Annotated in this window: 28 protein-coding genes; 14 read left to right on the forward strand and 14 right to left on the reverse strand. The window is 70.2% G+C overall.

Annotation, left to right across the window (positions count from 1 at the left end):
• Positions 1–395 precede the first annotated feature (395 nt).
• A complete protein-coding gene (ppdK, locus tag CP975_RS11160) occupies positions 396–3086 on the forward strand; it encodes a pyruvate, phosphate dikinase (RefSeq protein WP_150476829.1) in 2691 nt (896 codons plus the stop codon).
• A 111-nt stretch (positions 3087–3197) separates the two neighbouring features.
• Here the strand turns inward: ppdK and CP975_RS11165 are convergent, their stop codons facing one another.
• The 3 genes from CP975_RS11165 to CP975_RS11175 all read right to left on the reverse strand — a co-directional run bounded on the left by CP975_RS11165 (position 3198) and on the right by CP975_RS11175 (position 5563).
• Complete coding sequence (locus CP975_RS11165) at positions 3198–3749, reverse strand: hypothetical protein (protein ID WP_055535618.1); 552 nt, start codon at positions 3747–3749, stop codon at positions 3198–3200.
• A gap of 39 nt (positions 3750–3788) precedes the next feature.
• The gene (locus CP975_RS11170; protein ID WP_055535616.1) at positions 3789–5279 is read right to left on the reverse strand and encodes a hypothetical protein; all 1491 of its coding nucleotides are present in this window, start codon (positions 5277–5279) and stop codon (positions 3789–3791) included.
• 95 nt (positions 5280–5374) lie between these two features.
• Complete coding sequence (locus tag CP975_RS11175) at positions 5375–5563, reverse strand: hypothetical protein (RefSeq protein ID WP_055535614.1); 189 nt, start codon at positions 5561–5563, stop codon at positions 5375–5377.
• 311 nt (positions 5564–5874) lie between these two features.
• Here CP975_RS11175 and CP975_RS11180 point away from each other — a divergent pair, with 311 nt between their 5' ends.
• Positions 5875–6627, forward strand: coding sequence for an O-methyltransferase (locus CP975_RS11180; protein ID WP_055535606.1), 753 nt, complete (start codon positions 5875–5877; stop codon positions 6625–6627).
• A 70-nt stretch (positions 6628–6697) separates the two neighbouring features.
• Here the strand turns inward: CP975_RS11180 and dusB are convergent, their stop codons facing one another.
• Positions 6698–7831, reverse strand: a complete 1134-nt coding sequence (gene dusB, locus CP975_RS11185; protein WP_055535604.1) for a tRNA dihydrouridine synthase DusB — start codon at positions 7829–7831, stop codon at positions 6698–6700.
• Between the two features lie 66 nt (positions 7832–7897).
• Positions 7898–8770 (reverse strand): helix-turn-helix transcriptional regulator, encoded by an 873-nt coding sequence (locus CP975_RS11190; RefSeq protein ID WP_150476830.1) that lies wholly within the window; start codon positions 8768–8770, stop codon positions 7898–7900.
• 101 nt (positions 8771–8871) lie between these two features.
• On the opposite strand from CP975_RS11190, the gene CP975_RS11195 reads away from it, so the two are divergent.
• The 4 genes from CP975_RS11195 (at position 8872) to CP975_RS11210 (ending at position 13650) form a co-directional block, all read left to right on the forward strand.
• Entirely contained in the window at positions 8872–10362 is a 1491-nt protein-coding gene (locus tag CP975_RS11195) for an MFS transporter (protein ID WP_208835556.1), read from the forward strand.
• A gap of 123 nt (positions 10363–10485) precedes the next feature.
• On the forward strand, positions 10486–11949 hold the full coding sequence (locus CP975_RS11200; protein WP_055527892.1) for an MFS transporter: 1464 nt from the start codon (positions 10486–10488) through the stop codon (positions 11947–11949).
• Between the two features lie 73 nt (positions 11950–12022).
• A complete protein-coding gene (locus tag CP975_RS11205) occupies positions 12023–13039 on the forward strand; it encodes an aldo/keto reductase (RefSeq protein ID WP_055527890.1) in 1017 nt (338 codons plus the stop codon).
• 23 nt (positions 13040–13062) lie between these two features.
• Positions 13063–13650 (forward strand): TetR/AcrR family transcriptional regulator, encoded by a 588-nt coding sequence (locus CP975_RS11210; RefSeq protein ID WP_055527888.1) that lies wholly within the window; start codon positions 13063–13065, stop codon positions 13648–13650.
• A gap of 138 nt (positions 13651–13788) precedes the next feature.
• On the opposite strand, the gene CP975_RS11215 is transcribed toward CP975_RS11210, so the two are convergent.
• Positions 13789–14001, reverse strand: coding sequence for a hypothetical protein (locus CP975_RS11215; RefSeq protein ID WP_055527905.1), 213 nt, complete (start codon positions 13999–14001; stop codon positions 13789–13791).
• Positions 14002–14078: 77 nt separating this feature from the next.
• Positions 14079–15461: a glycine--tRNA ligase gene (locus tag CP975_RS11220; RefSeq protein ID WP_055527886.1), complete on the reverse strand. Its 1383-nt coding sequence runs from the start codon at positions 15459–15461 to the stop codon at positions 14079–14081.
• Positions 15462–15650: 189 nt separating this feature from the next.
• Here CP975_RS11220 and CP975_RS11225 point away from each other — a divergent pair, with 189 nt between their 5' ends.
• The 4 genes from CP975_RS11225 to CP975_RS11240 all read left to right on the forward strand — a co-directional run bounded on the left by CP975_RS11225 (position 15651) and on the right by CP975_RS11240 (position 18843).
• Positions 15651–16628 (forward strand): metal ABC transporter substrate-binding protein, encoded by a 978-nt coding sequence (locus CP975_RS11225; RefSeq protein ID WP_055527884.1) that lies wholly within the window; start codon positions 15651–15653, stop codon positions 16626–16628.
• Between the two features lie 32 nt (positions 16629–16660).
• The gene (locus CP975_RS11230; protein WP_055527882.1) at positions 16661–17464 is read left to right on the forward strand and encodes a metal ABC transporter ATP-binding protein; all 804 of its coding nucleotides are present in this window, start codon (positions 16661–16663) and stop codon (positions 17462–17464) included.
• Between the two features lie 15 nt (positions 17465–17479).
• Positions 17480–18370, forward strand: a complete 891-nt coding sequence (locus tag CP975_RS11235) for a metal ABC transporter permease (protein WP_055527880.1) — start codon at positions 17480–17482, stop codon at positions 18368–18370.
• A gap of 71 nt (positions 18371–18441) precedes the next feature.
• Positions 18442–18843: a Fur family transcriptional regulator gene (locus CP975_RS11240; protein ID WP_030783615.1), complete on the forward strand. Its 402-nt coding sequence runs from the start codon at positions 18442–18444 to the stop codon at positions 18841–18843.
• A gap of 74 nt (positions 18844–18917) precedes the next feature.
• On the opposite strand, the gene CP975_RS11245 is transcribed toward CP975_RS11240, so the two are convergent.
• The 4 genes from CP975_RS11245 to CP975_RS11260 form a co-directional block, all read right to left on the reverse strand.
• Positions 18918–19739, reverse strand: a complete 822-nt coding sequence (locus tag CP975_RS11245; protein WP_055527878.1) for an isoprenyl transferase — start codon at positions 19737–19739, stop codon at positions 18918–18920.
• A gap of 39 nt (positions 19740–19778) precedes the next feature.
• On the reverse strand, positions 19779–20528 hold the full coding sequence (recO, locus tag CP975_RS11250) for a DNA repair protein RecO (protein ID WP_055527876.1): 750 nt from the start codon (positions 20526–20528) through the stop codon (positions 19779–19781).
• A gap of 72 nt (positions 20529–20600) precedes the next feature.
• Complete coding sequence (locus tag CP975_RS11255) at positions 20601–20828, reverse strand: hypothetical protein (RefSeq protein ID WP_030783606.1); 228 nt, start codon at positions 20826–20828, stop codon at positions 20601–20603.
• Positions 20825–21049: a hypothetical protein gene (locus CP975_RS11260; protein ID WP_150476832.1), complete on the reverse strand. Its 225-nt coding sequence runs from the start codon at positions 21047–21049 to the stop codon at positions 20825–20827. Before CP975_RS11260 ends, CP975_RS11255 begins: the two co-directional genes overlap by 4 nt.
• Before the next feature lie 115 nt (positions 21050–21164).
• On the opposite strand from CP975_RS11260, the gene CP975_RS11265 reads away from it, so the two are divergent.
• Positions 21165–21998, forward strand: coding sequence for a helix-turn-helix domain-containing protein (locus tag CP975_RS11265; RefSeq protein ID WP_055527874.1), 834 nt, complete (start codon positions 21165–21167; stop codon positions 21996–21998).
• Complete coding sequence (locus tag CP975_RS11270) at positions 21980–22270, forward strand: DUF397 domain-containing protein (protein ID WP_055527872.1); 291 nt, start codon at positions 21980–21982, stop codon at positions 22268–22270. Before CP975_RS11265 ends, CP975_RS11270 begins: the two co-directional genes overlap by 19 nt.
• Here CP975_RS11270 and CP975_RS11275 read toward each other — a convergent pair.
• From CP975_RS11275 to CP975_RS11285, 3 genes are all read right to left on the reverse strand, one after another.
• Positions 22245–22460: a DUF6199 family natural product biosynthesis protein gene (locus tag CP975_RS11275; protein WP_055527869.1), complete on the reverse strand. Its 216-nt coding sequence runs from the start codon at positions 22458–22460 to the stop codon at positions 22245–22247. The genes CP975_RS11270 and CP975_RS11275 overlap by 26 nt on opposite strands.
• Positions 22461–22549: 89 nt before the next feature.
• Positions 22550–23350: an isocitrate lyase/PEP mutase family protein gene (locus tag CP975_RS11280; RefSeq protein ID WP_055527867.1), complete on the reverse strand. Its 801-nt coding sequence runs from the start codon at positions 23348–23350 to the stop codon at positions 22550–22552.
• Between the two features lie 46 nt (positions 23351–23396).
• A complete protein-coding gene (locus CP975_RS11285; protein ID WP_055527865.1) occupies positions 23397–24098 on the reverse strand; it encodes an NAD(P)-dependent oxidoreductase in 702 nt (233 codons plus the stop codon).
• Positions 24099–24231: 133 nt separating this feature from the next.
• Here CP975_RS11285 and CP975_RS11290 point away from each other — a divergent pair, with 133 nt between their 5' ends.
• A complete protein-coding gene (locus CP975_RS11290; protein ID WP_055527904.1) occupies positions 24232–24990 on the forward strand; it encodes a TetR/AcrR family transcriptional regulator in 759 nt (252 codons plus the stop codon).
• Complete coding sequence (locus tag CP975_RS11295; RefSeq protein ID WP_055527863.1) at positions 24980–25657, forward strand: AIM24 family protein; 678 nt, start codon at positions 24980–24982, stop codon at positions 25655–25657. The genes CP975_RS11290 and CP975_RS11295 overlap by 11 nt, the downstream gene beginning before the upstream one ends.
• Positions 25658–25659: the final 2 nt, after the last annotated feature.

Consider the following 25659-nt stretch of genomic DNA (forward strand, 5'->3'; position numbering starts at 1 on the left):
CCCTGATAGGCCTTGCGCTCAGATGAGCACTCTCTGGGCGACTGCACTTCTCCAAGGGGTGGCACTCAGTGCCAATGCTCGATCATTCATGAAGTGAACTCACATCTGAGATCTCTCCGCTCGTTTGAGCGTTTCTCGGGGTCTACGGGAGTTGAGAGTTCAATACTTGAACACACGCCACTCCCCCTCACTACCGCTGAGTCACTTTCGATCTAGCGGCGGACGGGTGGTTACGGCCGCATGACGCGCAAGTGGACGTACCCAGGTGCCTTCGATCTGGGTATGTTCCTCGCCGTCAGGGCAGCCACCGAGTCCTCGAGGAGTCGAGACCCGTGTCGGAAAACAAAGATCTCCACGTAGCTCACACGAGTGAGACGACCGAGGCGACCGAGGGGGTGAAGTTCGTTTACGACTTCACCGAGGGCAACAAGGACCTCAAGGACCTTCTCGGCGGCAAGGGCGCGAACCTCGCCGAGATGACCAACCTCGGGCTGCCCGTCCCTCCGGGCTTCACCATCACCACCGAGGCGTGCAAGACGTACCTCGACAGCGGTGAGGAGCCCACCGAGCTGCGCGACGAGGTCAGCGCACACCTCGACGCCCTCGAACAGAAGATGGGCAAGAAGCTCGGCCAGGCCGACGACCCGCTGCTCGTCTCCGTCCGCTCGGGCGCCAAGTTCTCCATGCCCGGCATGATGGACACGGTCCTGAACATCGGGCTCTCCGACAAGTCGGTGACCGGCCTCGCCAAGCAGTCCGGCGACGACCGCTTCGCGTGGGACTCCTACCGCCGGCTCATCCAGATGTTCGGCAAGACCGTCCTCGGCGTCGACGGCGACCTCTTCGAGGAGGCGCTGGAGAAGGCCAAGGAGGCCAAGAAGGTCACGGTCGACACCGACCTGGAGGCCGCCGACCTCAAGAAGCTGGTCACCAAGTTCAAGAAGATCGTCAAGACGGAGGCCGGGCGGGACTTCCCGCAGGACCCGCGCGAGCAGATGGACCTCGCGATCCGCTCGGTCTTCGAGTCGTGGAACACCGACCGCGCCAAGCTCTACCGCCGCCAGGAGCGCATCCCCGGCGACCTCGGCACGGCCGTCAACATCTGCTCGATGGTCTTCGGCAACCTCGGCCCGGACTCCGGCACGGGCGTCGCGTTCACCCGCGACCCGGCCAGCGGCCACCAGGGCGTGTACGGCGACTACCTCCAGAACGCGCAGGGCGAGGACGTCGTGGCGGGCATCCGCAACACCGTCCCGCTCGCCGATCTGGAGCAGATCGACAAGAAGTCGTACGACCAGCTCATGCAGATCATGGAGACCCTTGAGACGCACTACAAGGATCTCTGCGACATCGAGTTCACCATCGAGCGCGGCCAGCTGTGGATGCTCCAGACCCGCGTCGGCAAGCGCACCGCCGGTGCCGCGTTCCGCATCGCGACGCAGCTCGTGGACCAGGGCCTGATCGACGAGGCCGAGGCGCTCCAGCGCGTCAACGGCGCGCAGCTCGCGCAGCTGATGTTCCCCCGCTTCGACGAGAGCGCCAAGGTCGAGCAGCTCGGCCGGGGCATCGCCGCGTCGCCGGGCGCTGCCGTGGGCAAGGCGGTCTTCGACTCGTACACCGCGATCAAGTGGTCGCGTTCGGGCGAGAAGGTCATCCTGATCCGCCGCGAGACCAACCCCGACGACCTCGACGGCATGATCGCCGCCGAGGGCATCCTGACCTCGCGCGGCGGCAAGACCTCGCACGCCGCCGTCGTGGCGCGCGGCATGGGCAAGACCTGTGTCTGCGGCGCCGAGGACCTGGAGGTCGACACCAAGCGGCGCCGGATGACGGTCGGCTCCACGGTCGTCGAGGAGGGTGACGTCGTCTCCATCGACGGCTCGACGGGCAAGGTGTACCTGGGCGAGGTGCCCGTGGTCCCCTCGCCGGTCGTCGAGTACTTCGAGGGCCGCATGCACGCGGGTGCCGACGACGCCGACGAGCTGGTCGCCGCCGTGCACCGGATCATGGCGTACGCGGACCGGGTACGCCGCCTGCGCGTACGCGCCAACGCGGACAACGCCGAGGACGCGCTGCGGGCCCGCCGCTTCGGCGCGCAGGGCATCGGCCTGTGCCGCACCGAGCACATGTTCCTCGGTGAGCGGCGCGAGATGGTCGAGCGGCTGATCCTCGCCGACGCGGACGACGAGCGCGAGGACGCCCTGAAGCAGCTGCTCCCGCTCCAGAAGCGGGACTTCGTGGAGCTGTTCGAGGCGATGGACGGCCTCCCGGTCACCGTCCGCCTCCTGGACCCGCCGCTGCACGAGTTCCTCCCGGACATCACGGAGCTGTCCGTGCGGGTCGCGCTGGCCGAGTCCCGCAAGGACGCCAACGAGAACGACCTGCGCCTGCTCCAGGCCGTGCACCGCCTGCACGAGCAGAACCCGATGCTGGGCCTGCGCGGTGTGCGCCTCGGTCTCGTCATCCCCGGCCTGTTCACCATGCAGGTCCGCGCGATCGCCGAGGCGGCGGCCGAGCGGAAGAACGCCAAGGGCGACCCGCGCGCGGAGATCATGATTCCGCTCGTCGGCACGGTCCAGGAGCTGGAGATCGTCCGTGAGGAGGCCGAGCAGGTCATCGCGGAGGTCATCGAGTCCACCGGCGTCGACCTGAAGCTGGCCCTGGGCACGATGATCGAGCTGCCGCGCGCCGCGCTGACGGCCGACCAGATCGCGGAGGCGGCCGAGTTCTTCTCCTTCGGTACGAACGACCTCACGCAGACCGTCTGGGGCTTCTCCCGCGACGACGTGGAGGCGAGCTTCTTCACCGCGTACCTGGAGAAGGGCATCTTCGGGGTCTCGCCGTTCGAGACGATCGACAAGGACGGCGTCGGCAAGCTGGTGAAGGACGCGGTCAAGGCCGGCCGCGCCACGCGCCCCGACCTGAAGCTCGGCGTCTGCGGCGAGCACGGCGGCGACCCGGAGTCCGTGCACTTCTTCCACGAGGTGGGCCTGGACTACGTCTCCTGCTCCCCGTTCCGCATCCCGGTGGCCCGCCTGGAGGCCGGCCGCGCGGCCTCGCACTCGGTGGGCAGCGACCACCGGTAGAGCCCCGGGACCGCCGCCGTGTCCCCGACCCTCAGTACCGATGCGGCGGCGGTCCCGGTCCACGATGAAGGGGCGGCACCCTGTGCGGGGGTGCCGCCCCTTCGGGCATGGTCAGCGGGGACGGATTCCGGCTCTGTTCCCCGCGACATTCCGGGTCTTCCTGGTGTGGGCCGACTCGGCGAGCAGGGCCAGTACCTCCGGCGACGTCACCCTTTCGGCGAGGAGGCGCTGCATCCAGTTCGTGGCCTCCGCCAACTCGGCCGGTGTCGGCACGTGGCCGTTCTCGATGGACAGGTAGAGCAGCCAGTCGTGGACGCGGCGGCGGATGAACTCGCGGTTGCCCTCCGCCTTGAGCCGGTCGGTCTCCGGCAGCAGTCCGGCCGACCACTGCCGGAACTCGGCGGGACCGGTCGCCTTCATCGCGATCCTGTCCACGAGGGCGACCACCGCCGTCTTGGACGCCGGCTCGTTGGGCTCGCGCAGGATCGCGGCTACGATCGCGCGGTCCCGGTCCTGGTCGCGGCTCCGGGAGTCAGCTATCACCGAGACGACGCGTTGGTACGCGGACGATCGGACGTGCTCGTCCGCGACGGCGTCGTCGACGTCCACGTCGCGGATGCCGGCCTCCGCCAGCAACCCGGCCACATCGGAACGCAAGGTCATCGCTCCACCCCTCCCCGCAGGGTGCCGTGCGGCCCCGCGTTACACGATCTCCGGCATCGTCGCCAGCGCGTGACTGGAGGATTCCACCATGTCGCGGACCATGTCGTCCGGGTGCCTGGGGGCGTGCGGGGCCAGGGGATCGAGGCTGTAGCCGTCCGGGGCCAGGGTGGTGAGGGTCGTGGCTATGGCCTGGCGCAGGTCCGGGAAGGAGGAGGGGGCGGAGGACAGGGCTCGCGCGAGTTCGTCCGGGGGCGCGCCCGTCGCCTTCAGGATCGCGCGCGCCGAGGCCGACTCCACCTCGGCGAGCGCCGCCAGCCTGCGCTCAAGTGCGGGGTTCGGGAGGGCCTTTCGGGCCTTGGCCGCCTCGCGCAGGTAGCGGTGCAGGAGCAGGTGGAGCGTGGCGCCCGGCGGCGGTGGCGTGGGATCGAGCGCCTGGAGGATCGACGTCAGCCAGTCGGTCAGGCCCCGCCCCGCCAGGCCCAGTTCGGGCCAGGTGGTCGAGTGGAGCTGCTCCCCGAGGTAGTGGGCGCGCTCGAACGCCTTGCGGCCCGGCGTCATGGGGTGGGGGGCGTCGACCGGCCCATACGTGCTCTCCAGCGCGGGAGCACGGCGTTCCGCCAGGGTGCAGAAGAGCGACAGATGGACGTACACGTGGAAGGCCGCGATGGACCGGTGCGGGTCCCATCGATTGGTTCCGGCCAGGCCCGGTGAATTCCAGAGCGACGTCACCTTCCGCACCTCGTCGGGAAGTCCGTGGTCGCTTTCGACGTCGCGTACGAGCAAGGAGTGCGCGTGCCGGAAGTCGTAGAGCTTCTGGTGCAGGGATTCATGCAGCAGGTGCTCCGCGACCCACCATGGGTTGGTGAGCAGTTTCTGGTTCAGGAAGACGATTCCGGCCATGCGGAACTGCGATGTGGATGATTTCCTCGCCCAGGCACCGACGCCCGGGGAAATACCGATCACATGGGTGTGGTGCAGGGCACTGCGGGACGTCTCGGGAAGGATTTCCCGGAGAAGTCCCGCAGCTTTCCGCAGTATCGCGACATCGGATGGCGCGGGTGCGCAGATCTGGTCGGTGAACTCCCTTGCGACAAGCACCCGGAGAGCCTGTGCGAACGCGTCGTCGCGGCGCTCCGGATGCCAGAACCACGCCGGTCCCGCCTCCGGGTCGAGGCGCTGCGCCTCGGTGGCGCCCGCCTCCGACGGCCCGTCGGCGGACCCGGATTCGAGGTGGCGCGTGGTCGCGTCGAGGACCTCCTCGCACAGCGCGAGGGGAAGCACGACCTCCGCACCCGCGGTGACGCGGGCCAGCGACTGCTGGATGGCACAGCGGACCACGGGATCGCCCAGCGCACGGTACTCGCGGTGCCGGTCGGCGCCGGCGAGCGCGTCGAGGAGGCGCCGGGCGGCGGGCAGCCGGTCACCGACCTTCTTCAGACGGTGCAGGTGGGCGCCGCGCATCTGCTCGTGCACGTAGGAGCTGTCGCCGAACGGCCGACCCTGCGACAGAACGGCATCGAACGCAGACATCTCAGTCGTCCCTGTCATGTCTTCCGTCACGTCTGTCATATCTGTCATGTCTGTCATGAGAATCGGCCTCTGCCCTGAATCGGTGCGCGGGAGAGTCAGACTTCCGCGGCGTGGTCGTGGTCGTGGTCGTCCGGCAACTGCGGCTGGACGACGGCGCGCAGCGCGTCGTGCTGCGCCTGCATCTCCTGGGCTTCGGCCTCGGAGATCTCACGGGTGAAGACGAGGGTCACCGCGGTGAGGGCCTGCGGGGATTCCGGTTCCTGGGAGGATTGCGACTCGCTCATTACGACTCCGTTCAGACGGAAAGGAAGTGCGGTGGACTTCTCGGTGCGCAATCTACGAGCGGATTTCGGGGAGGTCAACGAGAACAGGAGGCACGAAATCTGGTCGCCCACCGGAACAAGCCACTCGTATTAATGGCCAAAGCTCGTGATTCCTGCGGCAGGAGAGACTGGTGGGCGACGTGGGACGCTATGGGGCGGCGTGGCGGCAACGATTAACGGCACGATTACGAAAGGCGATACGGGCGGTCGATGGGCTACCGTCCTCATGTCTGCGAGGAATCAGCGCCAGAAATAAGGAGAAAGGGAGCGTCATGACCCCATTCGATTTACCGCAGAGCGAGGACGAACAGGCGCGCGACGGCCGGGACGGACAGGCTCGTAAAACCGCGCGCCCGAGCCGAACCGCGCGCCCGAGCCGGGTCACCCTGACCTTCGACCACCCCCTGACCTCGGCGGAGGTGGACCGGCTCCAGCGGAGCACCGACGCGCAGGCCGCCGTGCGGGTGCCGCCCGGCGTCGCCCAGGCCCATGACCGCGAACGGAAGCTGGCGTTCGACAAGTCGTCGGACCCCGAGGTCGGCGCGCTCCTCGCCGTACTCGCGGCGGCGGTGCCCGCGGGCGGGCGGATCCTGGAGACGGGCACCGGGGCGGGCATGGGCCTCGCCTGGATCGCACACGGGCTCGGGGACCGCGAGGACGTGGAGGTGCTCAGCGTGGAACTGGACGCCGAGCGCGCCGCGTCGGTGCGCGCCGCGGGGCTGCCGCCCGGGACGTCCGTCCTGGTGGGCGACGCCCTTGAACTCATCGGCTCCCAGGGGACGTTCGACCTCGTCTTCGCCGACACCCCGAGCGCCAAGACGACGGGCCTCGCCGACATCGTCGGCGCGCTGCGGCCCGGCGGCGCGCTCCTGATCGACGACATCGCCGACGCCACCCACCCCGAGAGCTACACCCGGATCACGACCCTGCGCGAGCGGCTCTTCGGCGACCCCCGCCTGGTCGTCGCCGAACTCACCTGCTCGACGGGGATGTTCCTGGCCACGCGACGCCGAACGCAGGACTGACGCCGAACGCAGGACTGACGCAGGACGCAGGACTGACGCAGGACGCAGGACTGACGCCGAACGGCGGGCCTCAGCCCCCCGACGTGTCCAGCTCCGCGTCCTCGCTCACGCCCGCGCAGTCGTAGGGGTCCTTCAGCCAGCCGTCCGGCAGCACCACGCGGTTGTTGCCCGAGGTGCGGCCGCGGGGGCCGTCCGCGCCGGCGGGCCACTCCTGGTCGAGGTCCAGCTCGCCGAGGCCGTCCTCCAGTTCGGCCAGGGAGGAGGTGACCGCGAGGCGCTTGCGCATCTCCGAGCCGACCGCGAAGCCCTTCAGGTACCAGGCCACGTGCTTGCGGAAGTCGATGACTCCGCGCGACTCGTCGCCGATCCACTCGCCGAGCAGCGTCGCGTGGCGGAGCATGACCCGGGAGACCTCGCGCAGGCCGGGGGCCTTGGGCGCGCCCGTGCCCTCGAAGGCGGCGACCAGGTCGGCGAAGAGCCAGGGGCGGCCGAGGCAGCCGCGGCCGACGACGACGCCGTCGCAGCCCGTCTCGTTCATCATGCGGACCGCGTCGGCGGCCGACCAGATGTCGCCGTTGCCGAGCACCGGGATCTCGGGGACGTGCTCCTTGAGGCGGGCGATGGCGTCCCAGTCGGCCGTGCCGCCGTAGTGCTGGGCGGCCGTCCTGCCGTGCAGCGCGATGGCCGTGACGCCCTCCTCGACCGCGATGCGGCCCGCGTCGAGGAAGGTGATGTGGTCGTCGTCGATGCCCTTGCGCATCTTCATGGTCACGGGGAGGTCGCCCGCGCCGCTGACGGCTTCCTTCAGGATCGCGCGCAGCAGGTGGCGCTTGTACGGGAGCGCGGAGCCGCCGCCCTTGCGCGTGACCTTGGGGACGGGGCAGCCGAAGTTCAGGTCGATGTGGTCGGCCAGGTCCTCCTCCGCGATCATGCGGACGGCCTTGCCGACGGTCGCCGGGTCGACGCCGTACAGCTGGATCGAGCGCGGCTTCTCCGTCGCGTCGAAGTGGATCAGCTGCATCGTCTTCTCGTTGCGCTCCACCAGGGCGCGCGTGGTGATCATCTCGCTCACGAAGAGACCCTTGCCGCCGGAGAACTCCCGGCACAGCGTCCTGAACGGCGCGTTCGTGATGCCCGCCATGGGGGCGAGCACGACGGGCGGCTGTACGGTGTGCGGGCCGATCGTAAGGGGCTGGGACGGCATCGGTGATCTCCGGGGCGGACGACGGGACCCTCTATTGTCCCTCACTCGCCCGACTCCCCCTGCCCCTCACTCTCCCGGCTCCCCCGACAGCTCCGCCAGCCGCTCCAGGCGGGCCTCCGTCTCGTCGTCGGCGGGCACGTACGCGATGAGCCGGTGCGCCTGCGTCAGCGGGGCCATCCACAGCATGCGGTGCTCAAGGCGCAGCAGGCCCACCCGCGGGTGCTGGTACCGCTTGACGTGCGGGACCATCGTCGCCACCTCGTGCCGCTCCCACAGCTCGCGGAACTCCGCGGATACCCCGAGCAGCCGGTCCCGCAGCTCCTTCCAGGCGGGCTCGGCGCCGTGCTCGGCCATGGCCCCGCGGAACTTGGCGGTCAGGTCGCGCAGCATCTCGTCCCGGTCCAGGAACGTCTCGCGCCAGCGCCGGCTGGTGGCGAGGAGCCACAGGCAGTTGCGGTCGCGCGGCTCCATCGCGTCGAAGTCGCCGAAGACGTGCGTCCAGGAGCGGTTGTGGGCGAGGACGTCGTAGCGGCCGTTCTGCACGGTGGCAGGGTAGGGGGCGACGCGGTGCATCAGCCTGCGGACCGGCGCGGAGAGCGCGGAGCACTCGGCCTCGGGCCGCGGGTCGACGGCACCGGCGAGGGCGAAGAGGTGGGCGCGTTCGCTCGGGTCCATGAGCAGCGCCCGCGCGATCGCGTCGAGGACCTGCGCGGACACCTTGATGGGGCGGGCCTGCTCCAGCCACGTGTACCAGGTGACGCCCACCGCGGAGAGCTGCGCGACCTCCTCGCGGCGCAGCCCCGGCGTGCGGCGACGGGTGCCGCGCGGCAGCCCCGCCTGCTCGGGCGTGACGCGCTCGCGGCGGCTGCGCAGGAAGGCGGCGAGTTCTCGTCTGCGGATGTCCGCACCGGCGTCCGGCGCCGCGGCCGTGATGGTCATGGATCAAGGCTGCCGGATGCCGCAGCCTGTTTCCAGGTGCGCCTGGTACCAGGATAAAGAGACTCTGGTACCCCCCTGGGGCCGGGAAGATCGTCGTTGACGTGACTCTTACGACCCCCGACGAAAAGCCCCCCGCGGCCGGACCGACCACCCCCTCCGCCCCCTCCAACCCCTCCGCTTTTTCCAGTTACTCCGCCCCCTCCAGCCCCTCCCCCCTCACCCCCCTCGGCCTGCTCACCATCCTCCTCGGCGCCTCCCTCTCCAGCATCGACTTCTTCATCGTCAACGTCGCCCTGCCCAGCATCGAGCGCGACCTGCACGCCTCGCCCGCCACGCTGGAGATGGTCGTCGCCGGTTACGCGGTCGCGTACGCCGTGCTGCTCGTCCTCGGCGGGCGGCTCGGTGACACGTACGGGCGCAGGAAGCTCTTCCTGTGGGGCGTCGCCGCCTTCGGCCTGACCTCGCTCGCCTGCGGGCTCGCGCCCGGCGCGTGGTGGCTGGTCGGGGCCCGGATGGCGCAGGGCGCGGCCTCCGCGCTGATGCTGCCGCAGGTCCTCGCCACCATCCACGCCACGACGCGGGGCGAGCGGCGCGCGCGGGCCGTCGCGCTGTACGGCTCGGTGAGCGGGCTCGGCGTCGTCCTCGGGCAGGTGCTCGGCGGTGTCCTGGTCGCCGCCGACCTCGGGGGCACCGGCTGGCGCATGGCGTTCCTGGTGAACGTGCCGGTCGCGGTGGCCGCACTGCTCTGCGCCGTGCGCTCGGTTCCGGACAGCCGGGCGGAGCAGCCCCGGCGCGGCGACCTCGGCGGCACACTCCTGCTCGGCTCCGCGCTGACCGCTCTGCTGCTCCCCCTCTCCGAGGGGCGGGCCACGGGCTGGCCGCTCTGGTCGATCCTGCTGCTCGCCGCCGCGCCGCTGCTCGGCTGGGCGTTCGCGGCCGTCGAGCGGCGGGCGGAGGACACCGGGGGCAGCCCGCTGCTGCCGCCGTCGCTGCTGCGCGAGCCCGGCGTGCGCCTCGGCCTCGCCCTCGGCCTGCCGGTCTTCATCGGGTTCAGCGGCTGGATGTTCGTCAGCGCCGTCACCCTCCAGCAGGGGCTCGGTTACGGCGCGCTCAAGGCGGGCCTGACGCTGGTCCCCATGGGACTGACGCAGGTCGCCGCGTCGATGCTCGCCCCGCGCGTCGCCGCGCGGCTCGGCGGCCGGGCGATGACGGTGGCCGCGCTGGTGCACGGCTCGGGCCTGGTGGTGCTCGCGCTGACGGTCCTGTGGGTGCCGTGGTCCTCGCTCACCCCGCTCGCCCTCGCGCCGGGCCTCGCCCTGTGCGGCCTCGGCCAGGGTGTCGAACTCGCCCTCTACTACCGGATCGTCCTCGCCGCCGTCCCAGCCGCGCGGGCGGGGGCGGGCAGTGGTCTCGCGGCGACCGTTCAGCAGTCGTGCCTCGCGGTGGGCGTGGCGACGGTCGGCTCGCTCTTCCTGTCCCTGATCCCGGCGCTCGGCATGAGGAGGGCCTTCACGGCCGTGCTCGGCGTGCAGCTGGCGGGCCTGCTCGGCCTGGCGCTGCTCGGCCTGCGGCTGCCGCGCCGCCTCTCATGAGCCCACGAGCCGCACACGGGCTGCCGCGCACGGGAGTACCCGGGCCGCCGCACACGGGTACCCGGGCCGCCGCACGCGGGAGCCCCCGGGCCACCCACCCCTCCGAGAGCTACCGTCACATACATGCCCTATGAACTTACCCACCGCCGAAAGCTGCTGATCCTCGCGATCTGCTGCATGAGCCTGCTGATCGTCAGCCTCGACAACACCGTCCTGAACGTCGCGCTCCCCACCATGCGCGAGGAGTTCGACGCGAGCGTCTCGGGCATGCAGTGGACGATCGACGCGTACACGCTCGTACTCGCCTCGCTCCTCATGCTCGCGGGCTCGACCGCCGACCGGATCGGCCGCCGCAGGGTCTTCCAGGCGGGCCTGATCGTGTTCACCGTCGGCTCGGTGCTCTGCTCGCTGGCCCCCGACCTCGAATCACTGGTGGCGTTCCGCATGGTCCAGGCGATGGGCGGCTCGATGCTCAACCCCGTCGCGATGTCGATCATCACCAACACCTTCACCGAGCCGCGCGAGCGGGCCCGCGCCATCGGCGTCTGGGGCGGTGTCGTCGGTATCTCCATGGCGGCGGGCCCGCTGGTCGGCGGGCTGCTCGTGGACTCGGTCGGCTGGCGCTCGATCTTCTGGGTCAATCTGCCGGTCGGCCTCGCCGCGCTCGTCCTGACCATGCGGTACGTCCCCGAGTCCCGCGCCCCTCGCCCCCGTCGCCCCGACCCGGTCGGGCAGCTCCTGGTGATCGCGCTGCTCGGCGCACTGACGTACGCGATCATCGAGGCGCCCACCGCGGGCTGGACGTCACCGCTGATCCTCGCCTTCGCGGGCGCGGCGCTGCTGGCCCTGCTCGGTCTGCTGGCCTACGAGCCGCGCCGCGCGGAGCCCCTCATCGACCTGCGCTTCTTCCGCTCGGCGCCGTTCAGCGGGGCGACGGTGATCGCGGTCTGCGCGTTCGCGTCGCTCGGCGGTTTCCTCTTCCTGTCGACGCTGTTCCTCCAGGACGTACGTGGCCTCGACGCGCTGCACGCCGGCCTGTGGATGCTGCCGATGGCGGCCATGACGCTGGTCTGCGCGCCGCTGTCGGGCCGCTTGGTCGGCAGCCGCGGGCCGCGCCTCTCGCTGCTGATCGCGGGGGTGGCGATGACGGCATCGGGCGTGCTCTTCGCCGCGTTCGAGGCGGAGAACACGAATGGGACCCGTTTCCTCGGATACGCCCTGTTCGGCCTGGGCTTCGGTTTCGTCAACGCGCCGATCACCAACACCGCCGTCGCCGGAATGCCGCGCGCCCAGGCGGGCGTCGCCGCGGCCGTCGCCTCCACCAGCCGCCAGATCGGCCAGACGCTGGGCGTCGCGGTGATCGGCGCGGTCCTGGCGTCGGGCGTGGCCTCGTCGTCGTACGCCACCGACTTCACGAAGGCGAGCCGGCCCGCCTGGTGGATCATCGCGGGCTGCGGATGCGCGGTGCTGCTGCTCGGGGTGCTGACGAGCGGGCGGTGGGCGCGGGGGACCGCGGAGCGGACGGCGGAACGGCTGGAGGCGACGGAAACGACGCCGGGCGCCACCGACCCGCACCGCATGACATGACAGACGACAGCGACACATGACATGACAGATGACAGATATTGAAATCTGTCATCTGTCATGTCATGGTGGACGCATGCGTACTCTCACCCTCGGAACCACCGGCCCCCGCACCTCCGCCCTCGGCCTCGGCTGCATGGGCATGTCCGCGCTCTACGGAGAGGCGGACCGCACGGAGTCGATCGCGACCATCCACGCCGCCCTCGAAGCGGGCGTCACGCTCCTGGACACCGGCGACTTCTACGCCATGGGACACAACGAACTGCTGATCGGCGAGGCCCTGCGCACCGCCCCCGCCGCCCGCCGCGAGCAGGCCCTCACCAGCGTCAAGTTCGGCGCCCTGCGCGACCCGGACGGCGGCTGGTCGGGGTATGACGGACGCCCGGCGGCCGTCAAGAACTTCGCCGCGTACTCGCTCCAGCGCCTCGGCGTCGACCACATCGACGTCTACCGCATCGCCCGCATCGACCCCGACGTCCCGGTCGAGGAGACGGTCGGCGCCATCGCGGAGCTGGTCGAGAAGGGGTACGTCCGGCACATCGGCCTCTCCGAGGTCGGCGCCGGGACGATCCGCCGGGCGGCGGCCACGGCCCCCGTCTCCGACCTCCAGATCGAGTACTCCCTCATCTCGCGCGGCATCGAGGCACAGATCCTGCCGACGGCCGCCGAGCTGGGCATCGGCGTCACGGCGTACGGGGTGCTCTCCCGCGGCCTGATCTCCGGGCACTTCACCCGCGACCGGAAGCTGGCCGCGAACGACTTCCGTGCGATGAGCCCCCGCTTCCAGGGCGAGAACCTCGACCGCAACCTCGACCTGGTCGAGGCCCTGCGGAAGATCGCCGACGAGAAGGGCGTCAGCGTCGCGCAGACCGCCATCGCCTGGGTGCTCGCGCAGGGCCCCCGGCACGGCGCTGCCGTCGTGCCGCTGGTCGGCGCGCGCCGCCGGGACCGTCTTGAGGAGGCGCTGGGCGCCCTCGACGTGACGCTCGACGCGGCCGACCTCGCCGCGATCGAGGCGGCCGTCCCCGCCGACGCGGCAGCCGGCGCGCGCTATCCGCAGGCACAGATGGCACACCTCGACAGCGAGCACTGATCCGGCCCCGGTACGGTCTAGCCATGGCGGCAACCACGGCTCCCCTGACCCCCGAACGCATCCTCGAAGCGACCGAGGAGATGCTGCGCAGGCACGGTGCGGCCAGGGCCACGGTCGTCGACGTGGCCCGCGCCCTCGGGGTGAGCCACGGCACGGTGTACCGCCACTTCCGTACGAAGGCGGAGCTGCGCGGCGCGGTGACGCGGCGCTGGCTGGACCGTACCTCCGAGACGCTCTCCGGAATCGTCACCGGCGCCGAGCCTCCCGGGGCGAAGCTCCGCCACTGGCTCGCGGGCCTCTTCGAGGCCAAGCAGCACAAGGCGGGCGACGATCCCGAACTCTTCGCCACGTACTCGGTGCTGGTCGCCGAGAACAGCGACGTGGTGGACGACCACATCGCCGACCTCACGGGCCAGCTCACGGCGATCATCCAAGAGGGCGTGGACAAGGGGGACTTCGCCTCCCCCGACCCCGCGGTCTCGGCCCGCGCGGTCTTCGACGCGACGAGCCGCTTCCACGACCCCGCCTACGCCCCGCAGTGGTCCCGTCCGGGCATCGAGGACGCGTTCGCGGCGGTCCTGGACCTGACCTTGCGCGGCCTGCGGGCCTAGTCTCCGCCCGCGGTCCCCGTTCTCCATTCCGGTTCTGCATTCCGGGCTGATTCTCGTCCCTGACACGACAGGCTTCGGTTTTTGAACCGGCGGCCAGAGCGAGGTTCTTCTCCGGGTCCCCGACCCGCCGGACACGCCCTAGGAGCCCGGCCCCGACGGATCCACCGTCGCCTGGTGCTCCCGCGCCAAGTGCTCCTCGGCCTTGAGCCACGGCAGGAACTGCGCCTTCCTGCGCCACCCGCAGGTTCCGCAGCTCAACTGCCGCTGCACGCCCGCCTTCCGGACCTCGATGACGTGCTCGCGCCCATGCTGGTCCCACCGTCTGACCCTGCTCGTGGTCGTTGGAAGCATGCGCTCAGTGTGCACAGAAGCCCCCGGTTCCATAACCCGGAACCGGGGGCTTCTCGCAGTCTTGCTCAGGTGGAGCGTCAGCAGCCCACGAGGCGCGTCGCGAGGTAGCCCTCGATCTGGTCGAGGGACACGCGCTCCTGCTTCATCGAGTCACGCTCGCGCACCGTCACCGCGTTGTCGTCGAGGGTGTCGAAGTCGACCGTCACGCAGTACGGCGTGCCGATCTCGTCCTGGCGGCGGTAGCGGCGGCCGATGGCGCCCGCGTCGTCGAACTCGATGTTCCAGTTCTGGCGCAGGGCGGTGGCCAGGCCCTTGGCCTTCGGCGACAGCTCCGGGTTGCGGGACAGCGGGAGCACCGCGACCTTCACCGGGGCGATGCGGTGGTCGAAGCGCATGACCGTCCGCTTCTCCAGCTTGCCCTTGGCGTTCGGGGCCTCGTCCTCGATGTAGGAGTCGAGGAGGAAGGCGAGCATGGTGCGGCCGACGCCCGCCGCGGGCTCGATGACGTACGGAGTCCAGCGCTCGCCGGCCTCCTGGTCGAAGTAGGAGAGGTCCTGGCCGGACGCCTTGGAGTGCGCCGACAGGTCGTAGTCGGTGCGGTTGGCGACGCCTTCCAGCTCGCCCCACTCGCTGCCGCCGAACTGGAAGCGGTACTCGATGTCAGCGGTGCGCTTGGAGTAGTGGGAGAGCTTCTCCTTCGGGTGCTCGTACCACCGCATGTTCTCCTCGCGCAGGCCGAGGCCGGTGTACCAGTTCCAGCGCTGCTCCATCCAGTATTCCTGCCACTGCTCGTCCTCGCCCGGCTTGACGAAGAACTCCATCTCCATCTGCTCGAACTCGCGGGTGCGGAAGATGAAGTTGCCGGGCGTGATCTCGTTGCGGAAGGACTTGCCCATCTGCGCGATGCCGAACGGCGGCTTGCGGCGCGAGGTCTGCTGGACCTGGGCGAAGTTGGTGAAGATGCCCTGCGCGGTCTCGGGGCGCAGATAGGCGACGGAGCCGCTGTCCTGCGTCGGGCCGAGGTGCGTGGCGAGCATGCCCGAGAACTGCTTGGGCTCGGTGAACTGGCCCTTGGTACCGCAGTTGGGGCAGTTGATGTCCGCGAGGCCGTTGGCCGGCGGGCGGTTGTGCTTGGCCTCGTAGGCCTCTTCCAGGTGGTCGGCGCGGTGGCGCTTGTGACAGGAGAGGCATTCGGTGAGCGGGTCGGAGAAGGTCGCGACATGGCCGGAGGCCTGCCAGACCTCGCTCGCCAGGATCACCGACGAGTCGATGCCGACGACGTCCTCGCGCGAGGTGACCATGTAGCGCCACCACTGGCGCTTGAGGTTCTCCTTCAGCTCGACGCCCAGCGGTCCGTAGTCCCAGGCGGCGCGCTGGCCGCCGTAGATCTCACTGCACGGGAAAACGAAGCCACGGCGCTTGCTCAGGCTGACGATGGTGTCGATCTTGTCGGCGGCCACGGTGCTCTCTTCATAAGACGGTGGGCGAGGCGAATGCCTCAGGTTACCGGCGGCCTGACCCCCCTAATCAAATCGGTTCCGTCGAGGGGCCTGTGCGGGGCCTCGCGCGGGGCTCCGCACAGAGGTCCGACAGAGGTCCTACAGGGGTCTTGTTGACAATCGTTTCCACATTTGTTGAAAATGAGTGTCATGAACGTACGACGACGCCTCATACCCACCGCCGCCCTCGCCTCCGCGACGGTCCTCGGTCTCACGGCCCTGACCGCCTGCTCCTCCACCGCGGACGACAAGGACGGCAAGCTCGACGTGGTGGCGTCGTTCTACCCCATGCAGTACCTCGCGGAGCAGATCGGCGGCGGCCACGTCTCCGTCACGAACCTCACCGATGCCGGCCAGGAGCCGCACGACCTGGAGGTCTCGGCCAAGCAGCGCGGGGATCTTGAGGAGTCCGACGTCGCCCTGTACCTCAAGGGCCTCCAGCCGGCCGTCGACAGCGCGATCGACCAGTCGGGCATCAAGACCAAGGTCGACGCCGCTTCCCTCACCAGCATGGAGAAGCACGGCACCGAGGTCGGCGGCCACGCGGACGAGCACGAGGAGGAGGGTCACGAGGGCCACGGCCACGGCCACGACCACGAGGGCTCCGACCCCCACATCTGGCTCGACCCGGTGAAGTACGCCGAGGTCGCCAAGGGCGTCGGCAAGGCGCTGGAGAAGGCCGACCCGGACCACGCAGCGACGTACAAGAAGAACACCGCGAAGCTCGTGAAGAACCTCGATGGCCTGAACAAGCGCTTCGAAGACGGCCTGAAGAACACCAAGGCGGACTCCCGGGTCTTCATCACCACCCACGCCGCCTTCGGCTACCTCGCCGAGCGCTACGGCCTCACCGAGGAGGCCATCAGCGGCCTGGACCCCGAGGGCGAGCCGAGCGCCAAGCGCGTCAAGGACCTCCAGAAGATGGCGAAGGAGGACGGGGTCACCACCGTCTTCTACGAGACGCTCGTCAGCGACCGGACGGCCAAGACCCTGGCGAAGGACGCGAACCTCAAGACCGATGTACTCGACCCGATCGAGGGCATCACCGGGAAGTCCAAGGGCGACGACTACATCCAGGTCATGGACTCCAACCTCAAGGCCCTCCAGAAGGCCCTGGGCGCCAAGTGACCCCACCCCCTGTGGCTACGGAGGCACGAGCCATGAGCAAGTCAGCCGACACCGGCAAAGGTGGCCCCGGCAAAGGCGAAGCCGTCATATCCCTGCGCAAGGTGACGGCCGAGCTGGGCTCGCGCCCCGTGCTGCGCGGCATCGACCTCACCGTCACACGCGGCGAGGTCGTCGCCCTGCTCGGCGCCAACGGCTCGGGCAAGTCCACCGCGGTCCGCACGATCATCGGCCAGGTCCCCGTCACCGGCGGCGACGTGGAGATCTTCGGCACCGCCCGCCGCCGCTTCCGCGACTGGGCCCGCGTCGGTTACGTCCCGCAGCGCACCACCGCCGCGGGCGGCGTCCCCGCCACGATCAACGAGGTCGTCACCTCCGGCCGCCTCTCCCGCGCCCGCTTCGGCGTCCTCCGCAGAAGCGACCGCGAGGCCGTGGCCCGCGCCATCGACCTGGTGGGCCTGACCGACCGCGCCAAGGACTCCGTGAACGCCCTCTCGGGCGGCCAGCACCAGCGGGTCCTGATCGCCCGCGCGCTGGCCTCCGAGCCGGAGCTGCTGATCATGGACGAGCCGATGGCGGGCGTCGACCTGGCCAGCCAGGAGGTCCTCGCGGCCACCCTGCGCCAGCAGGTCGCGCAGGGCACCTCCGTGCTGCTCGTCCTCCATGAACTGGGGCCCCTGGAGCCGCTGATCGACCGTGCCGTGGTCCTGCGCGACGGCTGCGTCCTGCACGACGGGCCGCCCCCGCAGGCGGTCGGCCAGCACGCCCTGCCGGGCCACGACCACGTCCACCCGCACGACGCCGACGCCGAGCCGGTCCGCACCGGCCTGCTGACCTGAGGGCGAGCAAGAACCATGGAAATCCTCGAATACGCCTTCATGCAGCGGGCCCTGCTCGCCGCCGTCCTGGTCGGCATCACCGCGCCCGCCGTCGGCATCTACCTCGTCCAGCGCCGCCAGGCCCTGATGGGCGACGGCATCGGCCATGTGGCGATGACCGGCGTGGGCCTCGGCTTCCTGCTCTCGGCCTCGCCCGTGTGGATGGCGACGGCGGTCGCGATCGTCGGCGCCGTCGTGATGGAGCTGATCCGCTGGTACGGCAAGACGCGCGGCGACATCGCCCTCGCGATGCTGTTCTACGGCGGTATGGCGGGCGGCGTCATGTGCATCAACCTCGCCCCCGGCGGGTCGAACGCGAACCTCCAGTCGTACCTCTTCGGCTCGCTCTCGACGGTCTCCGAGGAGGACGTCACGGCGATCTGCCTGCTCGCTGCCTTTGTGGTCCTCGTCACGGTCGGCCTGCGCCGCCAGCTCTTCGCGGTCAGCCAGGACGAGGAGTTCGCGCGCGTCACCGGACTTCCGGTGCGCGCCCTGAACCTCCTCACCGCCGTCACCGCGGCGGTCACGGTCACCGTCGCCATGCGGGTCGTGGGCCTGCTCCTGGTCTCCGCGCTGATGGTGGTGCCGGTGGCGGCCGCACAGCAGCTCACCCGCAGCTTCGCGGCGACCTTCGCGATCTCGGTGGCGATCGGCATCGCGGTGACGATCGGCGGCACGGCGACCTCGTACTACCAGGACGTCCCGCCCGGCGCGACCATCGTGCTGCTCACCATCGGCGTCTTCATCGCTCTGACGGTCCTCGCGACGCCACTGGCCAGGCGCAGGGCGCGGGCCAAGGCCGCGGCGGAGGCGGCGGGCGACCCGGCGGAGTGCTCGGTTCCGGCCCAGCCGGTGGCCAGGACCTGACCCGCGTCCCGGCCGACCTGGCACAATGGCCCGGCAGGCCCAGACCAGAGCGCAGACGCGAGGAGACAACCGTGGGAGCCCCGGTTCGAGGCAGGTCCACCCGCCAGCGCGCGGCAGTGGCCGCGGCACTCGACGATGTGGACGAGTTCCGCAGTGCGCAGGAGCTGCACGACATGCTCAAGCACAAGGGCGACTCGGTCGGTCTGACCACGGTCTACCGCACGCTCCAGTCGCTGGCCGACGCCGGCGAGGTGGACGCGCTGCGCACCAGCGAGGGCGAGACGGTCTACCGCCGCTGCTCGACGGGAGAGCACCACCACCACCTGGTCTGCCGCGTCTGCGGCAAGGCCGTCGAGGTGGAGGGCCCCGCGGTGGAGAAGTGGGCCGACACGATCGCCGCCGAGCACGGCTTCGTGAACGTGGCGCACACGGTCGAGATCTTCGGGACGTGCGCGGAGTGCGCGAGCAAGTAGGGCACGTAGAGCGGTACGTACGTGGATGAGGGGCCCGCGCTGTGACAGCGCGGGCCCCTCGTCCGTACGCGCGCCTAGCTGTCGGCGATCTGCTGCTCGTTGGGGATCGCCCCGCCGAAGCGGCGGTCGCGTGAGGCGTATTCGAGACAGGCGCGCCACAGGTCGCGGCGGTCGAAGTCCGGCCACAGGACGTCCTGGAAGACCATCTCCGCGTACGCGCTCTGCCACAGCAGGTAGTTGGAGGTGCGCTGCTCGCCGCTGGGCCGCAGGAACAGGTCGACGTCCGGCATGTCCGGGTAGTACAGGTACTTCGCGAAGGTCTTCTCGCTGACCTTGGCGGGGTCGAGCCGGCCCGCCCGCACGTCTTCCGCGAGGGCCTGGGCGGCGTCCGCGATCTCGGCGCGGCCGCCGTAGTTCATGCAGAAGTACAGGGTGAGCTTGTCGTTGTCCTTGGTCTGCTCCTGGGAGATCTCCAGCTCCTTGGCGACCGACTTCCACAGCTTGGGCATGCGGCCCACCCAGCGCACGCGGATGCCGAGATCGTCGAGCTGGTCGCGGGTCTTGCGGATGAAGTCGCGGTTGAAGTTCATCAGGAACTTCACCTCGTCCGGGGAGCGCTTCCAGTTCTCGGTGGAGAAGGCGTAGAGCGAGATCGCGCCGACGCCCATCTCGATGCCGCCCTGGAGGACGTCGAGGACGCGCTCGGCGCCCACCTTGTGCCCCTCGGTACGCGGCAGCCCGCGCTCCTTGGCCCACCGTCCGTTGCCGTCCATGACGATGGCGACGTGCTTCGGCACCAGCTCACCGGGGATCTTCGGCGGCCGTACGCCCGTGGGGTGCGGCTCCGGGGTCTTGTACTCGCGGCGGGACCGGCCGAGGATTCCGCGTCGTGCCATGGGGCTCTCTCTCCTACGTGACTTGAGGGTGGTGCCTGCTCAGCTTTTCTCTACGTACCGCAGGGAACGCAACCCGCGCTCCAAGTGCCAGTGCAGATAGGCCGAAACCAGCCCGCTGCCCTCGCGCGCGTGCCGCGCCTCGCACGCGTCCGCGGTCTCCCAGTCGCCGGTGAGCAGCGCGCCGAGCAGGGTGAGGGTCTCCGCGGACGGCACGACGCTGCCGGGCACCCGGCAGTCGACGCAGACCGATCCGCCCGCCGCGACCGAGAAGAAGCGGTTGGGGCCCGGCATGCCGCACTTCGCGCAGTCGTTGAAGCTGGGCGCGTAGCCGTTCACGGCGAGGGAGCGCAGCAGGAAGGCGTCGAGGACGAGGTGGGGCGCGTGCTCCCCGCGGGCGAGGACGCGCAGCCCGCCCACCAGCAGCAGATACTGCTGCACGGCGGGCTCGCCCTCGTTGTCGGTGAACCGTTCCGCCGTCTCCAGCATGGCCGTCCCGGCGGTGTAGCGGGCGTAGTCCGTCACGATCCCGCCACCGTAAGGAGCGATGGTCTCACTCTGCGTGCACAAGGGGAGACCGCGTCCGACGAGTTCGCTGCCGCGCGCGAAGAACTGCACGTCGACGTGGGAGAAGGGTTCGAGGCGCGCCCCGAACTTGGACTTGGTGCGCCGCACCCCGCGCGCCACCGCGCGTACGCGCCCGTGACCGCGCGTGAGCAACGTGATGATCCGGTCCGCCTCGCCCAGCTTCTGGGTGCGCAGCACGATGCCGTCGTCGCGGAACAGACTCATGGGGCCATTCTCGCGTACGGCGGGGGGTGCGGGATACGCCGTACGGCGGAGGGTGCGGGGTACGGCTGAACGTCAAGGCACCTCCCCCCGGCTCCGGGCGTTCGCGTACGCCGTCGCCGCGCGCAGGCGCTCCGCGGCGGTCGCCGTGCGGACGGCCTCCGGGTCGCAGTCCCATTCGCGGCCGCCTCCGTAGGGGCGCAGCTGGACGTACGGGCCCTCGTGACCCATCACCCTGCCGACGCGCCCGTTGCGGGTGTCGACGACGTACGAGCCGACGGGGAGGTTCGCGGGAAGGTTCACGGCGCACTCCTGAGCGCGGCGGCGAGGCGTGCCGCCACGTCGACGGAACATCCGCCCAATTCGATGCGCGGGCAGGGTGCCTCCCTCGCGATCGTCGCGGGGTCGATCCGCAGGGACGGCAAGGTAATTTCCGCTCGCGCGAGTGCGGCGCGCAATTCCCTCAATGTTTCCTCCGCCTGTTCGACGCATGCCACTGCGTGGCGCTTCGATTCCGCCGTCACGTGACTCCCCTTCGCTTCCGGATTTCACTCTTCGCACCCCTACGGTGACGCCCGGCGCCTACACTCGGCAGGGGTCTGCCCGCTACAACTGCGGGGCAGTGGAAGGCGGTTGGCCGTGGCCAATGGTTCACGACAGGCGGCGTGGGAGTTCTTCGGCGCGGAGCTGAAGCGGCGCCGCGAGGAGGCCGGGATGACCCAGTCGGCGCTGGGTACGCTGGTTTTCGTCTCCGGCGGTTACATCGGCCAATTCGAACAGGCTATTCGGAAACCGCAGTTGGATGTGGCGCAGCGGATCGACCAGGTTCTACAAACCGGCGGCATTTTCGAGCGGATGTGCCGGAAGCTGATCGACGACAACCGCTACGCGGATTACTTCGCTGCGGTCGTGGAGCTGGAGGCGCAGGCGACGCGCATCTGCGAGTTCGCGCCGACGCTGATTCCGGGGTTGTTGCAGACGGCCGAGTACGCCCGTGCGGTCACGGTCGCGGCCAACCCGTTCGTCACGGATGCGTACGTGGAGGACATCGTGACGGCTCGTCTTGAACGATCAGGGATCCTCAAGGACGCTACAAGGCCCGAGTATTGGGTGGTGCTGCACGAGAACGTGCTGTACATCCCGGTGGGTGGGCCGGCGACCATGGCGCAGCAGCTGGACCAGGTCGCGACGCTGATGCGTGAGCGGCAGGTGTTGGTGATGCTGCTTCCGTACGAGGCGGGGGCGCACGCCGCCATGCTCGGGGCGCTGAAGCTCATGGACTTCGAGGACGCACCGCCAACCGCCTATACAGAGACATCGTTTTCGGGAACCCTGCTCGACGATCCGGCAGTGGTGAAGCGCGCACAGCGCGCATACGATCTACTCAGGGGCGCCGCGCTGTCGCCGAAGGTGTCCCTCGCCCTGATCGAGTCGGCGGCTGAGGACTACAGACGATGCGCGAGTACGACCTGAGCAACGCCCGCTGGCGCAAGAGCAGCCACAGCAACGGCGAAGGCGGCGACTGCGTCGAAGTCGCCTACGACTTCGTGGGGGCCGCCCGCTGGCGCAAGAGCAGCTACAGCAACGGCGAAGGCGGTAACTGCGTCGAGGTCGCCGACGGAGTCCCCGGCGTCGTCCCCGTAAGGGACAGCAAGGTCCCCCAGGGCCCCGCCCTGATCATCGGCGCCCCCGCCTGGCAGGCATTCCTCACCGGCACGCTCAGGTCAGTTCCACGACCAGCATGACCACCGCCCCGACCAGCACCAACACGCCCATCGCCCGCTCGATCCGGTAACCGGAGCGATTGGGTTCGGTGGCCTCGTAGTCCTTCACGAACGGCTTCTGTAGAGGACGGTTCGCCTTCCACAGAAGCCGCGGCTTCACTACTTGGACCGCCGCCACCACGATGAACACGCACAGGAACGCCACAAGCATGAAGGGGACCTCTCTCCAGTCCTTCCGGGCTCGCACAGCCCGGTGAAGACCACGGTGCCCCCGATCAGGTCCCTGACACGCCGCAGCTGTCAGGAGAAGCTGTCGGACAGCGCCTGCGTGTCGGCGTAGGACGGGATGCCCGCCGGGAGGACCGCGCCGTCCCGCACCGCCTCGGCCGCCGCGACAGCGCCCCGCAGCGCCGCGCGGAACAGCAGCGACCCGCAACTGACGCGCCGCACACCGGCCGCGGCGAGTTCGGGGAGGGACGGCCCCTCGGGCGAGTGCAGGATGTTGAGAGGTGCGGCGAACTTCGAGGCCAGCCGGGTGATGACCCGCACGTCCCGCAGGCCCGGCACGAACAGGCCGTCCGCGCCCGCCTGTTCGTACGCGGCGAGCCGGTCCTCGGTCTGCGCCGCGTGGTCCCCCGTCAGCCAGTACGTATCCGTGCGGGCGTTGATGAAGAGGCGGCCGTCCGTCGCCTCCTTCACGGCCCGGAGCACCGCGCACTGCCGTTCGAGGTCGGCGAGCGTGCCGTCCGCGCGGCCGTCCTCGATGTTCACGCCCACGATCCCCGCGTCCGCCAACTCCACCGCGAGGGCGGCCACTTCCTCGGGGCGGTCGCTGAAGCCGCCCTCGATGTCGACGCTGACCAGGACGTCGAGGCGGGCGAGTCCGCGGGCGAGCCGGAGGGTCTCCTCGCGGGCGGCGCCCGACCCGTTCCCGTCGGGCAGCCCCGCCGCGGCGGCCACCCCGAGACTGGTCGTCCCGACCGCCCGGAACCCGGCGGCGGCCAGGGCGGCGGCCGACGCGTGGTCCCAGGCGTTGGGGAGCAGGAGGGGCGCGCCGGGCGAGCGGTGCAGGTCGCGGAAGTGCTCGTAGCGAAGTGTCATGGCCCGACCGTACGGGCGCGCCTCAGCGACCGGCGCCGAAACCGGCTCAGTAGCCGATCGTGAACCGGCGCTGGACGAACCGCGGCAGCTCCGCCTCGTCCACCAGCGCGACGGCGGCGTCCTCCACGGATATGCGGCTGCGCCCGTCCGCGTCGAGCACCGGCTGGTCGCCGCCCAGGCGGAATCTGCCGGTGCGCGGCCCGGGGGCGATGTCCTCGGCGGGACTGAAGTACGTCCACAGCCGGTTGGACATACGCAGCACGTTCAACGCGTCCCGGTGGCCGCGCACCGCCGCCGCGTAGGACCTGGGCAGCCCGAGCCGGTCGAGGCTCTCGTACAGATGCTCGTCGGAGTCGGCGTGGACCAGGCCGGGTTCGACCTCAAGGCTGCCGGCCCCGCCGATCACGATCAACCGGACGCGGGGGTGGCTCTCCAGTGCCTTCAGCAACGCCTGCGCGGCGGTCACGAAGACCGACGGGTCGGCGACCGAACGCTCCACGGTGGCGGCGAAGTCCGCAGCGGCGTTGCCGGGCTGATAACCGCTGATCAGTACGTCCATTCCGGGCAGCGCCGCGGCGATGCCCTCGGCGTCGAACACGTCGAGGCTCCGCCATGTGACGCCCGCCCGCTCCTCGCGGACCCGCGAGGCGTCACGGGTGAACGCCGTGACGTGGTGCCCGCGTTCGACGGCCTCGGTGACGACCCGGCTGCCAATGGTCCCGCTCGCTCCGATGACTCCGATGTGCATGGCTCTCCCTCTGCTTCACGTCGTGACAGCGATGACACCACAATGGTGGTGACGCCGTGCGGAAACTATACGGTGTGAAGTTTCAATACGCGTCACGTTTTCGAGACGCTGTACGGTGGCGGGTGTGGAGAGCGTGACGACAGGATGGACGAGCGGGACGGCGGGCCGCGCGAAGGGGCCGGGGCGCCGCGAGCGTCTGCGCGCCGAGACGACGGCGGAGATCAAGAAGGTCGCCCTCGAACTGATGGCCTCCGGCGGGCCCGACGCGATCACCCTGCGGGCCATCGCGCGCGAGATGGGCATGACCGCCAACGCCATCTACGGCTACTTCGCCACCCGCGACGACCTGGTCACCGCGCTCATCAACGACGTCTACACCGCGCTGGCCGACGCCGTGGACGCCGGCTGGGCCTCGGCCTCCGCCCAGGGCCCGGCCGACCGGATCCACGCGTGGGCGCACGCCTTCCGCGACTGGGCCCTGGCCAACCCCGAGGGCTTCCGCCTGATCTACGGCGACCCCGTCCCGGGTTACCGTGCGCCGGACGGCGGCGCGGCCCCGCAGGCCGCGCACCGGGTCTGCACCGGCCTCGCCGGTCTCGCGGACGCCGCCTGGCCCAACGCCCAACATCTCTACGCGGGCAGCGAGTTCGACTGGCCGGACTTCGATCCCGGCCTGCTCGCCAAGGTCCGCCCGGCCTACCCGGACCTCCCGCCCGCCGCCGTGGCCCTCGCGCTGCGCATCTGGGGCCACCTGCACGGCCTGGTGTCACTGGAGATCTACGGCCACCTGCGCACCCAGACCGTCAGCCCGGACAAGTTGTTCCGCGCGGAACTGGCCGCGCTGGTGCGGTCCCTGGACCTCCATGGCCCAAGATGCCCTCATGAAGAGTGACTTGTTCTCCAGTGACCACATGGCGCAGCCGGCCCTCGCCCCCGGAATGACCCTCCAGAACGCCAAGTCGATCAAATACGCCGTGCACGGCGAGATGCTCGCCCGGCAGGGCGCGATGATCGCCTACCGGGGCGATCTCCAGTTCGAGCGCAAGGGTCAGGGTGTGGGCGGCCTGCTCAAGCGCGCCATGACCGGCGAGGGGCTGGCGCTGATGGCCGTGCGCGGCCAGGGCGAGGCCTGGTTCGCGCACGAGGCGCAGAACTGCTTCATCGTCGACATCGAACCGGGCGACATCCTCACGGTCAACGGCCGCAACATCCTCTGCTTCGACGCGACCCTCTCGTACGAGATCAAGACGGTGAAGGGCGCCGGCATGACCGGAGGCGGACTGTTCAACAGTGTCTTCACGGGCTCGGGCCGCCTCGGCCTGGTCTGCGAGGGCAACCCCCTGGTGATCCCCGTCTCCCCGCAGCAGCCGGTGTACGTCGACACGGACGCGGTGGTCGGCTGGACCGCCGGCCTCTCCACGTCCCTGCACCGCTCGCAGTCCCTCGGTTCGATGATCCGGGGCGGCTCGGGCGAGGCGGTCCAGCTGATGCTCCAGGGCGAGGGACACGTCATCGTCCGCCCGAGCGAGGTGACCCCGCAGAAGGCGCAGCAGCACTGAGC

This window comes from Streptomyces alboniger (genome assembly GCF_008704395.1).
Lineage (GTDB): Bacteria > Actinomycetota > Actinomycetes > Streptomycetales > Streptomycetaceae > Streptomyces > Streptomyces alboniger.

Bases quoted from the DNA above. Each gene is read 5' to 3' on its own strand.
- dusB (WP_055535604.1), bottom strand. From the start codon at position 7,831: ATGCCGTCCCAGCCCCTTACGATCGGCCCGCACACCGTACAGCCGCCC.
- CP975_RS11235 (WP_055527880.1), top strand. From the start codon at position 17,480: ATGGAAATCCTCGAATACGCCTTCATGCAGCGGGCCCTGCTCGCCGCC.
- CP975_RS11200 (WP_055527892.1), top strand. From the start codon at position 10,486: ATGCCCTATGAACTTACCCACCGCCGAAAGCTGCTGATCCTCGCGATC.
- CP975_RS11175 (WP_055535614.1), bottom strand. From the start codon at position 5,563: ATGAGCGAGTCGCAATCCTCCCAGGAACCGGAATCCCCGCAGGCCCTC.
- CP975_RS11190 (WP_150476830.1), bottom strand. From the start codon at position 8,770: ATGACCATCACGGCCGCGGCGCCGGACGCCGGTGCGGACATCCGCAGA.
- CP975_RS11165 (WP_055535618.1), bottom strand. From the start codon at position 3,749: ATGACCTTGCGTTCCGATGTGGCCGGGTTGCTGGCGGAGGCCGGCATC.
- recO (WP_055527876.1), bottom strand. From the start codon at position 20,528: ATGAGTCTGTTCCGCGACGACGGCATCGTGCTGCGCACCCAGAAGCTG.
- CP975_RS11230 (WP_055527882.1), top strand. From the start codon at position 16,661: ATGAGCAAGTCAGCCGACACCGGCAAAGGTGGCCCCGGCAAAGGCGAA.
- CP975_RS11215 (WP_055527905.1), bottom strand. From the start codon at position 14,001: ATGCTTCCAACGACCACGAGCAGGGTCAGACGGTGGGACCAGCATGGG.
- CP975_RS11225 (WP_055527884.1), top strand. From the start codon at position 15,651: ATGAACGTACGACGACGCCTCATACCCACCGCCGCCCTCGCCTCCGCG.
- CP975_RS11280 (WP_055527867.1), bottom strand. From the start codon at position 23,350: ATGACACTTCGCTACGAGCACTTCCGCGACCTGCACCGCTCGCCCGGC.
- CP975_RS11275 (WP_055527869.1), bottom strand. From the start codon at position 22,460: ATGCTTGTGGCGTTCCTGTGCGTGTTCATCGTGGTGGCGGCGGTCCAA.
- CP975_RS11295 (WP_055527863.1), top strand. From the start codon at position 24,980: ATGAAGAGTGACTTGTTCTCCAGTGACCACATGGCGCAGCCGGCCCTC.
- CP975_RS11270 (WP_055527872.1), top strand. From the start codon at position 21,980: ATGCGCGAGTACGACCTGAGCAACGCCCGCTGGCGCAAGAGCAGCCAC.
- CP975_RS11205 (WP_055527890.1), top strand. From the start codon at position 12,023: ATGCGTACTCTCACCCTCGGAACCACCGGCCCCCGCACCTCCGCCCTC.
- CP975_RS11210 (WP_055527888.1), top strand. From the start codon at position 13,063: ATGGCGGCAACCACGGCTCCCCTGACCCCCGAACGCATCCTCGAAGCG.
- CP975_RS11285 (WP_055527865.1), bottom strand. From the start codon at position 24,098: ATGCACATCGGAGTCATCGGAGCGAGCGGGACCATTGGCAGCCGGGTC.
- CP975_RS11180 (WP_055535606.1), top strand. From the start codon at position 5,875: ATGACCCCATTCGATTTACCGCAGAGCGAGGACGAACAGGCGCGCGAC.
- CP975_RS11170 (WP_055535616.1), bottom strand. From the start codon at position 5,279: ATGTCTGCGTTCGATGCCGTTCTGTCGCAGGGTCGGCCGTTCGGCGAC.
- CP975_RS11245 (WP_055527878.1), bottom strand. From the start codon at position 19,739: ATGGCACGACGCGGAATCCTCGGCCGGTCCCGCCGCGAGTACAAGACC.